This is a genomic window from Mesorhizobium sp. M1A.F.Ca.IN.022.07.1.1 (assembly GCF_003997575.1).
In the GTDB taxonomy this organism is placed as follows: domain Bacteria; phylum Pseudomonadota; class Alphaproteobacteria; order Rhizobiales; family Rhizobiaceae; genus Mesorhizobium.
Genome location: NZ_RZST01000197.1, coordinates 1 through 11,114, shown reverse-complemented (window position 1 = coordinate 11,114; position 11,114 = coordinate 1). Strand labels below are relative to the sequence as shown.

General features: G+C 64.3%; 9 protein-coding genes and 1 pseudogene. 6 read left to right on the top strand and 4 right to left on the bottom strand.

Annotated elements, in window-relative coordinates; genetic code table 11:
- The 3 genes and pseudogenes from EOA75_RS20705 to EOA75_RS20695 form a co-directional block, all read left to right on the top strand.
- Positions 1-270: pseudogene (locus tag EOA75_RS20705) on the top strand (sugar ABC transporter ATP-binding protein); the annotation flags it as partial.
- 78 nt (positions 271-348) lie between these two features.
- Positions 349-1,344 carry an ABC transporter permease gene (locus EOA75_RS20700; RefSeq protein WP_067327737.1) on the top strand — a complete coding sequence of 332 codons (996 nt, stop codon included), beginning with the start codon at positions 349-351 and terminating at the stop codon, positions 1,342-1,344.
- A 40-nt stretch (positions 1,345-1,384) separates the two neighbouring features.
- Positions 1,385-2,437: a substrate-binding domain-containing protein gene (locus EOA75_RS20695; RefSeq protein ID WP_067327739.1), complete on the top strand. Its 1,053-nt coding sequence runs from the start codon at positions 1,385-1,387 to the stop codon at positions 2,435-2,437.
- A gap of 60 nt (positions 2,438-2,497) precedes the next feature.
- Here EOA75_RS20695 and EOA75_RS20690 read toward each other — a convergent pair whose 3' ends face one another.
- From EOA75_RS20690 to EOA75_RS20675, 4 genes are all read right to left on the bottom strand, one after another.
- Positions 2,498-3,574: a D-alanine--D-alanine ligase family protein gene (locus EOA75_RS20690; RefSeq protein ID WP_127216822.1), complete on the bottom strand. Its 1,077-nt coding sequence runs from the start codon at positions 3,572-3,574 to the stop codon at positions 2,498-2,500.
- Between the two features lie 18 nt (positions 3,575-3,592).
- Positions 3,593-4,207, bottom strand: coding sequence for a hypothetical protein (locus EOA75_RS20685; protein ID WP_095800962.1), 615 nt, complete (start codon positions 4,205-4,207; stop codon positions 3,593-3,595).
- A gap of 216 nt (positions 4,208-4,423) precedes the next feature.
- The gene (locus EOA75_RS20680; protein ID WP_127216824.1) at positions 4,424-6,478 is read right to left on the bottom strand and encodes a bifunctional aldolase/short-chain dehydrogenase; all 2,055 of its coding nucleotides are present in this window, start codon (positions 6,476-6,478) and stop codon (positions 4,424-4,426) included.
- 84 nt (positions 6,479-6,562) lie between these two features.
- A complete protein-coding gene (locus EOA75_RS20675) occupies positions 6,563-7,528 on the bottom strand; it encodes a sugar-binding transcriptional regulator (RefSeq protein WP_095800960.1) in 966 nt (321 codons plus the stop codon).
- Positions 7,529-7,732: 204 nt separating this feature from the next.
- On the opposite strand from EOA75_RS20675, the gene EOA75_RS20670 reads away from it, so the two are divergent.
- The 3 genes from EOA75_RS20670 to EOA75_RS20660 all read left to right on the top strand — a co-directional run.
- Entirely contained in the window at positions 7,733-9,373 is a 1,641-nt protein-coding gene (locus EOA75_RS20670; RefSeq protein WP_127325032.1) for an acyl-CoA synthetase, read from the top strand.
- Between the two features lie 267 nt (positions 9,374-9,640).
- A complete protein-coding gene (locus EOA75_RS20665) occupies positions 9,641-10,246 on the top strand; it encodes a TetR family transcriptional regulator (RefSeq protein WP_066988962.1) in 606 nt (201 codons plus the stop codon).
- 54 nt (positions 10,247-10,300) lie between these two features.
- A partial coding sequence (locus EOA75_RS20660) for an efflux RND transporter periplasmic adaptor subunit (RefSeq protein WP_127325031.1) occupies positions 10,301-11,114 on the top strand: 814 nt, incomplete at its 3' end.

Below are 11,114 nucleotides of genomic sequence, written 5' to 3'. Positions count from 1 at the left end.
GTTGCGATGTCGCGCCTGTTCATCCTCGACGAGCCGTTCCAGGGCGTCGATATCTCGGCTCGGCGCGACATCGCAACCAAGCTCAGGGCGAGCGCCGACGGCCGCGCCACACTGCTCTTCGTCACCGAGATCGACGAGGCCCTGGAGACTGCCGACCGCATCCTGGTGATGTCGGAGCACGCGATCGTCGGCGAGCACAGGAACGATGACATCGATCTCGATCGGCTGCTGGCTGAGGTGGCCGGCGGGCCGCTCACCAGCGCGGCGTGAGATCGTATGGATGACGAGACTTGGAGTGCAGGCATGAGTTCCAGTTTGGCGGAGAGGGCAGCAGCGCGGGGGCGTTCGATGACATTGCGCGACTATGCCATCCGCTATGGTTTCATCATCCTGCTGGTCGGGCTGATCGCCTATTTCGCGATCGCCGCCGACGGCTTCGCCTCGCCGCAAAGCGCCGTCTTCATCTTCCAGTCGGTCGCGATCACCGGCGTGCTGGCACTCGGCGTCACCGCGACACTTGTCGTCGGCGGCTTCGATCTGTCGATTGGCTCGGTCGCCACCAGCGCCATGATGGCGGCTTCCTATGCCATGGTTGTGCTGGAGCAGAACGCCGTCGTCGCCGTCATCGCCTGCCTCGTGATCGGCGCGGTCGTCGGCCTCATCAATGGCTGGCTCATCGTCTACATGCGCGTGCCGGATCTGCTCGCGACGCTCGGCATGATGTTCCTGCTGCTCGGCCTGCAACGCATTCCGACCGAAGGCCGCTCGATCGCCACCGGCATGACGATGCCCGACGGCTCGGTCGCCAACGGCAAGTTCTCGGAAGCCTTCCTGGCGCTCGGCCGCCACCGCATCGACTTCTTCATTCCGAACCTGATCCCGGTCTCGGTGGTGGTGCTCATCGTGCTCGCCGCGCTCATCTGGTTCTTCCTCGAATACACCCGCTTCGGCCGCATGATGTATGCCGTCGGCAGCAACGAACGCGCCGCCGAACTGGCCGGCGCGCCTGTCAAGGCATACAAGATCTGGGCCTATGTCATTTCGGGAGTTTTTGCCTCGATCGGCGGGATTTTGCTCGCTGCCCGGCTTGGACGCGGCGATATCGCCTCGGGTAATAATTTGCTGCTCGACGCAGTAGCGGCGGCGCTTATCGGCTACGCGGTGCTCGGCGCCGCCAAGCCGAACGCTTTCGGCACGGCCGTCGGCGCGGTGTTCGTCGGCGTCCTGCTGCAGGGCCTGACGATGATGAACGCCCCTTACTACACGCAGGATTTCGTCAAGGGCGCGGTTCTCGTCGTCGCCCTTGTCTTCACCTTCGCCCTTTCCGGCAGGGGCAAGAGATAGTTTCGACCGGGGCATTGAGAACAAAACGGAGGAAGACGAAGTGAGCATCACAAGGAGACTTTTAGGGAAGGCCGCACTCGGCCTCGCGGGCGCGGCGCTGCTCATGCAGGGCACAGCATTGGCGGCGGACCGTCCGGCGCCATTCGACAAGCCGGGCGTCAAGATCGCGCTGGTGCGCTATCTCTCCACCGGTGACTTCTTCCAGGCCTATCTCTCCGGCGTCGAGGCGCAGGCCAACGCGCTCGGCGTCGATCTGCGCGTGCTGGACAGCCGCCAGGACGCAGCGCTCCAGGCCGACATGGTCGACCAGGCGATCGCGCTCGGCGTGCAGGGCATCATCATCCAGCACGGCCTGACGGAATCGATGAAGGACGCCGCCCAGCGCGCCGTCGACGCGGGCATCAAGGTCGTCGCCTTCGACGTCAATGTCGAGAACCCGAAGATCCCGCAGATCGAGCAGTCCGACCGCGATCTCGCGCGCCTCGCGCTCGAACAGGCGGTCAAGGACAATGGCGACGCCTGGAAAGCCGGCTATGTCTATGTCGCCGGCATCGCCCCGCTCGACCGCCGCAACGAAACCTGGGTCGACGTGAAGAAGAAACATTCCGGCATCAGCGAGGTCGCCATGTTCGGCACGCTCGACAATCCGATCGCCAATTCCGTCGCCAACCAGGCGCGCTCGGTGCTGCAGGCGCATCCCGATATCAAGGTGATGTTCGCGCCTTACGACGAGTTCGCCAAGGGGGTGAAGATCGCCGTCGACGAAGCCGGCCTGAACAAGGGCATCAAGATCTACTCAGCCGACATATCGACGTCCGACATCGCCGCGATGCGCGAGCCGGACAGCGCCTGGGCCGCCACCGCCGCCACCAACCCGGCAGTCGTCGGCCAGGTCTCGGTGCGCGCGCTGGCGCAGCTGCTCGCCGGCGAGGATCCCGGCCACAACGTCATCGTGCCGCCGACGCTGATCACCCAGAAGGAACTTATCGACAAGGACATCAAGAACATGGAAGACCTGTCGGCCAAGCTGCCGCAGTTCGCCCATGCCGATGTCGCCATGCCGGCCTGGATGCCGAACCCCAACGCGAAGTAGGCCACGCGCCCGAAGGCAGAAGAGCGGCTCTCGGGCCGCTCTTTTTATTGCCGGAGTCGCTCAGGTAGATCGGGCGGCACGCGCCAGCCCATGCGCCACCAGCCGGTCGATGACTTCCGGGTAGCTGATGTCGCTTGCCGCCATTGCCTTGGCGTACATGCTGATGTCGGTGAAGCCCGGAATGGTGTTGAGCTCGTTGATCAGGAACGTCATGTCCGGTCTCACGAAGAAGTCGACGCGCGCCATCGCGTCGCAACCCAGCGCGCGAAACGCCTTCGCCGCCGTCTCGCGGATCTCGCCTTCGATCGTCTCGGGCAGTTCGGCGGGCACCTTAAGTGCTGCTCCATCCTTATCGATATATTTGGCGTCATAGCTGTAGAAGCCGTGGCTTTCGGACGGCACGATCTCGCCGGGACGGGAGACGAAGAGGCCACCTTCCGTGTCCTCAAGCACGCTGCATTCGATCTCGCGGCCGCGGATGAATTCCTCCGCCAGCAGCTTGCCGTCGTGCCTGAAGCCTTCGGCGAGCGCTGCCTGATAGCCCGTTTCGTCGGAGACCTTGCTGACGCCGACGGAAGAGCCCTGGCGGGCCGGCTTGATGAAGACCGGGAGTCCGAGCGCCTGCTCGATCTCCGCGAAGCCAGGCGCGGCCTCGGGCAGGATGGTGCTGGACCGTGCCGTGGGCAGGCCGGCCGCCTTCAGTAACCGCTTGGCGATATCCTTGTCGAGCGCCGAGGCCGAACCGAGAATGCCGCAGCCGGCAAGCGGCACGCGCGCCACCTCCGCCAGTCCTTGCGCGGCGCCGTCCTCGCCATGGAGACCGTGCAGGACGGGAAACAGAATGTCGATCGCGGGCAACTCGTAAGGCGGCCCTTCGGCCGGAACGGCCAGCATTCGGCCATGCCCGCCGGGCACCAGACAGACCTCCGCTCCGTTCGACGGTGTCGCCAGCGCGCCGTCCTCGAAGCGGCTGAGCAGCCATTGCCCTTCGCGGGTGACGAAGATCGGAACGGCATCGTACTTCCCCGGCTCCAGCGCGCCCATGACATTGTTCGCCGAAAGCACCGACACGTCATGCTCGGCGGACCGCCCGCCAAAGAGCACACCAATACGCAGTCTTTTTTCGGCCATCGACATCTCCACAATGCTCAAGGATCAGAAACCGACGGCGATGCCGCGCCGGGCGAAAAAGCGGTCGAAACTGGCGAGCGGTAGCGTGACGTCCGCCTGGCTCTGCCTGACGTGTCCCGAAGGGTTGTGGAAGCGGATTTCGCCTGGCGAGGCGGCCGTCACCAGTACCAGATGCCCGCCTTTCGACGGCGGCTCGCGCTCGGGCCAGCGGATGCCTGGATGAACCGAGGCGATGAAGTAGCGCCACTTGCAAAGCAGACCGGGCACCGTGGCCGCATCGACATTCGTCATCGTCTCGGCGAGCAGGCCGAAACGTTCGCGCACGAACCGGACGAAGGGCTCGTAGATCAGCCCCTTGATCGTACCGTCGCCTTCATTGACGACATAGCCGCCATAGGCCGTGCAGGCGCGGGCGAGCTCAAGCGTCGGATGAATTTCGCCGCGCGCGGCAAGGATCATCTTCAGGCAGGCCATGCCGCAGACATTCACGGCCCAGCGTGCATAATCCTCAATCGTTTCGGCGCCGGAATTGCGCCACAGCGGGTCGCGGTGCAGAGCCGATGGTCCCTCCGCCAACAGCGGCAGAGTCATGCCGGGCGATTCCCACTGGCTGAAATAAGGCACTTCCCTGGTTTGCATAGCGGCTCCAGCTTTGTGTCCCGCAAGCGAGGGGCAAGGCACCCCCTTAAAGCTGTTCGAGCAATAAGCAAAAGATTTGCGCGGATTTTGACCGGTTGGAGCAGTTTTCCAGCAGACGTGAAATGGGCTTCAGTCCTGACCTGGGTCGCGACACGGAGAGAGTGGTCCGTCGTTCGGGGAAAGCGACGGGCCGCTCAGGGAGATCTCCTTGTTTCTTCAGCGCAGCGCCGCGGCAATATTGCCGCCGTCCACCGTCGTCACGTCGGCCGTGGTGCGTTCGGCCAGTGCCTGATGCAGGAAGGCTTGCGCCACGTCGTCGGCCGTCACTTCCTGGCCGAGCAGATTGCCGGACATGTATTCCTTTTCCGAGACACCGCGCGCGCCCGAGCGGCTGGCAATCATGGCGTCGGTCAAAAGCCCGGACCGGATGCGGTCGGCGTTGACCGCGTTCGAGCGGATGCCGTAGGCGCCGTAGTCCAGGGCATACTGGCGCGACAAAAACAGCGTCGCCGCCTTGGGAAGGCCGTAGGCGCCGAATTTCGGACCGGGATTGACCGCCTGCTTGGAGGTGTTGAACAGCAGCACGCCGCCCGTGCCCTGTTCGAGCATGATGCGCACCGCGTTCTGCGCCGCCGACTGGTGGGCGAAGAAGTTGAGCTCGAAGCTCTTGCGCAGCAGCGCGTCGTCGATCTCGCCGATCCGGCCTTCCCAGGCCGCGCCTGCATTCGAGACCAGGATGTCGACGCCGCCATAGACCGCGACCGCCTTGTCGAAGGCGGCGCGCACCTCGGCCGGGCTGGTGATGTCGGCGCCGACCCCGATCGAATTGTTACCCGCCGCCTTTGCCGCTTCCGCGGCCTTGGCCGGATCGAGATCGACGATGACCGCATGCGCACCGTTTGCGGCGAACAGCTTCGCCGTCGCGGCGCCGATCGCCCCGGCGCCGCCGGTGATCAACGCCACCTGGCCGGTCAGCGGCTTCGGCTTGTTCGAGGCGAGCTTGGCCTGCTCCAATGACCAGTATTCGAGCGGGAAGAGGTCGGCCTTGGAGAGCGGCTGGAAATTGCCGATGGCTTCCGCGCCGCGCACCGCCTCGATCCACATCTCGCCGACATCGGAGGCGATTTTCGCGTCCTTCAGCGTGCGGCCGTGGCCGAACATGCCGAGGCCCGGCACCAATGTCAGCCGCGGCATCGGGTCGAGCATGGTGCGCTTGACGTCATCCAGCGCGTCGTTGGTCTCGAAATAGGCGCGGTAGTCCTTGGCGAAAGCCTCGACATGGCTGCGGACGGCGGCCTTGTAGTCGCCGAGCTTGTCGGCGTCGGGAGCCGGGACCGCCATCGGTCCGGTCTTGATGCGGATCGAAAGATCGGGCGTCGACACGCCGCGTCCGGCCAGCTCGGCGATCCTGGCCGAATTGATGAAATCGACGATCGCATCCGAGGTGCGGAAATCGCTGATCATGCGGTCGAAGCGGCCTTCGCCGCGCGCCACTGCGACAGCGCCGCGCAGAGTCGGCGCGATGTCGCTCGCCTTGGCGAGCTTTACCGGCAGCGCCGCCTTGGTCGCCTGCGGCTTGCCGTTCTTGGCGATATAGTCCTCGGCGATGGTCACATAGTGGATCATGCGGTCATAGGCCTGCTTGGCATCGTCGCCGAAGGTGAAGATGCCGTGCTTGTCGAGGATCAGGCCTTCGACGCTGGGGTCGGCGTCAAAAACGTCCGCCGCGACCTTGGCGAGCTCGAAGCCCGGTTTGATGTAGGGCACGTAGCCCATTTTGTCGCCGAACACCGTCTTCACCAGCGCCTTGCTGTTCTCCTGGTCGACGATGGCAAGGATCGCGGTTGAATGCGTATGGTCGACGAATTTAAGCGGCAGAAAGGCGTGCAGGAGTGTCTCGACCGATGGATTCGGCGAGGCGGGGTCGATGAGATTGGAACGCTGCAGCGCCACCATGTCCTCGTCGGAGAGCGTGTCCAGCGCGCGCGCCTTGAGCAGCGCGCCCATCTTCACCGCCGGCAAGCCTTGCGGCTCGATGACGGCCATGTCCCAGCCGCTGCCCTTGACGCAAAGCACGTCCCATTCGTCACCGACCAGATCGGTGGCCTTGGTCTTGCAGGAAGTATTGCCGCCGCCATGCAGCACCAGCCGCGGCTCTCCGCCGAGCAGGCGGGTCGTGTAGACGCGCAGCGCAAGGTCGCGGCGGACGCCCTGCTTGGCGTAGTCGGCAACCATCTTTTCCGCGTCAGCGTCGTTCCAAAGGTTCTTCATGTCGTTCCGTCCGATTCCGTATTTTGTCTGCTCATGAACAGGAAGCCGCGACGTCTTGATGACAGACGCGGCGAGGGTGGTTTCCTACGAGGCCTTTTTGCTGACCGCGCCGGCGTGATCGAGGAGGCGCCCCGCCATATGTGCGCCGACCACCAGATGCGTGCAGAGGCCGCCGGCGATTGCGGCCAGCAGCGGCTCGAACTTGCTGTCCTCCTGCACCACCATCAGCCGCTTCCCGATGGCGCGCAGCGAGGCGAGCTCGGCGGAAATGACCCGCCGGTTGTAGCTACAGTCGAGCGCCTCGCCGCTTGCATCGATGATCTGTCCGGCGATGACGCCGGCCGCGCCTTCCTTGCGGAGCGCGGCCATTTCGGCCGGCGTCAGCGCGCCGCATTTGACCAGATGGCTGTCGGCGTCCACGGCGCCGACGGAATAGAGCGCGAGATCGCAGTCGCCGATGCCGGCAAGCTGGTCGCGGATCACCGGCTCGGCGCGCAGGCCCTCTGCCAATTCTTCCGTGGACAGCACCAGCGGCGCGTAAAAATTCAGACCCTTGGCGTTCAGCCGCCGCGCGATCTCCATCGTGCACTGATCGGGTCGGTAGGAATAGGGCGCGCCGAGATTGCCGCAGAGCTGCACCACGGTGACGTCCTGCAGATCGGCATAGGACATGATGTCGGCGATGGTGTAGACCGTGCGGCCCCAGGCGACGCCGATGCGGTCGCCTTTACTCACCAGTTCCAGGAAGACGCTCGCCGCCAGGACGGCGATGTCGGTCGACGGGTCGGCGACATAGGCGTTTTCCGGCGCGATCCAGACGGCGTCGAGCTTGAAGGCGTCCTCCAGCCTGCGTGCCATGACATCATCGGTGAAAAGCTGCGTCGAGGTCGAGATGTTGACGATGCCGGTCTCGCGCGCCTTGCGAAGATACATGGCGACCGATGCGCGCGAAATCTTAAGCTGGTTCGCCACCTCGTCCTGGCGAAGGCCATGCGCATAGTAAAGCCAGGCGGCCTTGTGGATGAGCTGTTCTGCCGGTCGGATCGCCATGCCGCCTCCTCGGCTGACATTAGTCACGGCTCTCGACAAAAGTCAAATCCAGCCGGCTGGGTTATTCGTCCTCCGGCGCCGGCATGTTCGGGGCTGCCCTTCTACCGAGCACTCATGTCATAGCCATTTCCCGGTCGTTCAGGGGGATGGCATGATCGCGGGCCTGCGGTTAGAAAGCTCGAAAAGACTTTTGGGGAGGATGGGATGGCCAATCCCTACGAACAGGATCTCGAACGGAACGCCGCCAACCACCAGCCGCTGACGCCGCTCACCTACCTTGAGCGGGCGGCCAAGACCTATCCCGACCATGTCGCCATTATCCACGGCAGCCAGCGCATCTCTTATCGCGATTTCTGGCGGCGGTCGCTGAAGCTCGCCTCGGCGCTGTCGAGGCATGGCATCGGCAAGGGGGATACGGTAACGGTGATGCTGTCGAACACGCCGCCGATGCTGGAGGCGCATTTCGGCGTGCCGATGGTGAAGGCGGTGCTGCATTCGCTGAACACCCGCCTCGATGCCGCGGTCATCGCCTTCCAGCTCGACCATGCCGACACCAAGGTGCTCATCGTCGACCGCGAGTTCTCGGGCGTGGTCAGGGCGGCGCTGGCATCGGCCAAGGCCAAGCCATTGGTCATCGACTATGACGACCCCGACTACGCCGGCGATGCGCCCTATCCGAAGGGCCAGCGGATCGGCACGCTCGACTATGAGGACTTCGTCGCCGGCGGCGACGAGGCTTTTGCATGGTCGATGCCCGACGACGAGTGGGACGCCATCTCGCTCAACTACACCTCCGGCACGACCGGCAATCCGAAGGGCGTCGTCTACCATCATCGCGGCGCGGCCCTGATGGCCTACACCAACACCATCCACGCGGGCATGGCCAAGCACGCCGTCTATCTCTGGACGCTGCCGATGTTCCACTGCAACGGCTGGTGCTTTCCCTGGACGCTCGCCGTGCAGGCCGGCACCCATGTCTGCCTGCGCTGGGTACGGGCAAAGCCGATCTATGACGCCATCGCCGACCATCGCGTTACCCATCTTTGCGGCGCGCCGATCGTTATGTCGGTGCTGATCAACGCGAAAGACGAGGACAAGCGCCAGTTTGCCCAGACTGTCACCTTTAACACGGCCGCCGCGCCGCCGCCCGAGGCGGTGCTTTCCGGCATGGCCGATGCCGGCTTCGCCGTCACCCATCTCTACGGCCTGACCGAGACCTATGGGCCGGCCGTCGTCAACGAATGGCACAATGAGTGGGACGAGTTGGAGAAGGGCCCGAGGACGGCGAAGAAGGCGCGCCAGGGCGTGCGCTACGCCGCGCTGGAAGGGTTGACCGTGATGAACCCCGAGACGATGGTCGAGACGCCGGCCGACGGCCAGACCATCGGCGAGGTCATGTTCCGCGGCAATATCGTTATGAAAGGCTATCTGAAGAACCGCAAGGCGTCCGACGAGGCTTTTGCCGGCGGCTGGTTCCACTCCGGCGATCTCGGTGTCATGCACCCGGACGGCTACATCCAGCTCAAGGACCGCTCCAAGGACATCATCATCTCAGGCGGCGAGAACATCTCGTCCATCGAGGTCGAGGACGCGCTCTACAAGCACCCGTCCGTCGCCTCTTGCGGAGTGGTTGCCCGCGCAGACGAGAAATGGGGCGAGGTGCCTGTCGCCTATGTCGAGCTGAAGCCCGGCAAGGTTGCGACCGAGGCCGAGATCATCGAGCATTGCCGTGGGTTGCTCGCCCGCTTCAAGGTCCCGAAGGCGGTGGTGTTCGCCGACATTCCGAAGACGTCTACGGGGAAGATCCAGAAGTTCAGGTTGAGGGAAATGGCGAAGGGGGCGTAGTTCACTCCCTCCAACATGGCCTTGATGTCGACAGCTTGCGCCAGCAGCCGCGACGTCTGTGCGCGTCGCTTCGCTCCTTGCTTCGCCCTAGGATGAGGACGGCACAGGGCGTCATTGGCCAACCGCCAACGTCGCTCATTGGCCCCTCGCAACTGTCACCATCTGTCACCATTTTGTACGCGTATATCGATTCCGCGTTGACTCTTTGCTGCTTTCGATTTACGAGTGACGAAAATTGAAATTCGTCACTCGTAAATCGAAAGCACCATGTCAGAAGCCGCCAACATCGTGGCCGACCCCGCCAGACAGGAGAATGTGACGCGCATTCTCGACTGTGCCGAGCGCCTGTTCCGGCATTACGGCTACGGCAAGACCAACGTTGCCGACATTGCCCGCGAGCTCGGCATGTCGCCGGCCAACATCTACCGCTTCTTCGCCTCTAAGGTCGAAATCCACCAGGCCGTCTGCGGCCGCATGCTCGGCGCCAGCTACGCGATGGCCTACGAGATTTCGCGCCTGCCGATTAGCGCGGAGGAGCGGCTGCGCCGTTACGTTCACGCCCAGTACAAGATGACGCTGGAAGTCATGCTCGACGACCAGAAGGTGCATGAGATGGTGATCGTCGCGCTCGAGCGCGACTGGGGCGTCATCGACAAGCATGTCGACCGCATCCACGACCTGCTCGCCGACGTCATCCGCGACGGCATAGAGGCCGGCGAGTTCAGGAAGCAGGACCCGGTGATCGCCTCTCGCTGTTTCGGCGCCTCCACCGTCATCCTGTGCCATCCGCAGATGGTCGCCCAGTGCCTTGCCAAGACCAACCGGGCAATGCCGGACGACCTTATCGACTACGCAATCAGAGCCTTGAAATAGCCGCTGCCCCGCCGGGTGCCGGTCGACGTTTATCTCCAGTTCGGGAGTGCTAAGGTGTCTTTGTCCAGTTCCATCCTCCGCAGGCTGCCGGCCGCCGGCCTCCCAGTCGTCGGCGTCGTTGTCGCGGCGCTCGGGCTTACCGGCTGCAGCCAAGAGAAGAAAGCGGAAACCCAGGAAGTCATCCGGCCGGTGAAGGTCGTCGAGATCGGCGAGGCCGAGACCACGCGCCAGCTCGACTATTCCGGTTCGGTGCGCGCCCGCACCGAGATGAATCTCGGCTTCCGCATCGCCGGCAAGGTCACCGAGCGTCTCGTCGACATCGGCCAGCATGTGAACGAGGGCGACGTGCTTGCCCGCGTCGACCCCTCCGACTACGAGCTGTCGGTGAAGAGCGCCGAGGCGAGCCTCGATGCCGCCGAGCGGCAGGTCGAGACCGTCGATCTCGCCAGGAAGCGCGCCGAGCAGCTCTATGCCAAGAACTTCGCGCCTAAGTCGCAGCTCGATCAGGCCGTTCTGAGCTATGATCAGGCCGTGGCGACGCGCGATGCCGCCCGTTCGACCCTGGCCCAGGCGCAGAACCAGGTCCATTACACCGATCTCAAGGCCAGCAAGGCCGGCATCGTCACCGCCATCTCGGCCGATATCGGTCAGGTGGTCGGCGCCGGCACGCCGGTCATGACGGTTGCCGTCGACGGCGAGAAGGAAGTGCTGATCGCGGTGCCGGAAATGGACATCGCCGGCTTCCGGCCGGGCAAGGAGGTCAAGGCGAGCTTCTGGTCGGACGAGGCGCTGACCCTTGACGGCAAGGTCCGCGAGGTGGCCGGCAGCGCCGACCCGCAGTCGCGCACCTTTGCGGTCCGGGTGTCGC

What these genes read in the sequence shown, in the direction of transcription:
- EOA75_RS20700 (WP_067327737.1), top strand. Translation starts at nt 349, where the DNA reads ATGACATTGCGCGACTATGCCATCCGCTATGGTTTCATCATCCTGCTG.
- EOA75_RS20675 (WP_095800960.1), bottom strand. Translation starts at nt 7,528, where the DNA reads ATGGCGATCCGACCGGCAGAACAGCTCATCCACAAGGCCGCCTGGCTT.
- EOA75_RS20690 (WP_127216822.1), bottom strand. Translation starts at nt 3,574, where the DNA reads ATGTCGATGGCCGAAAAAAGACTGCGTATTGGTGTGCTCTTTGGCGGG.
- EOA75_RS20670 (WP_127325032.1), top strand. Translation starts at nt 7,733, where the DNA reads ATGGCCAATCCCTACGAACAGGATCTCGAACGGAACGCCGCCAACCAC.
- EOA75_RS20680 (WP_127216824.1), bottom strand. Translation starts at nt 6,478, where the DNA reads ATGAAGAACCTTTGGAACGACGCTGACGCGGAAAAGATGGTTGCCGAC.
- EOA75_RS20685 (WP_095800962.1), bottom strand. Translation starts at nt 4,207, where the DNA reads ATGCAAACCAGGGAAGTGCCTTATTTCAGCCAGTGGGAATCGCCCGGC.
- EOA75_RS20665 (WP_066988962.1), top strand. Translation starts at nt 9,641, where the DNA reads ATGTCAGAAGCCGCCAACATCGTGGCCGACCCCGCCAGACAGGAGAAT.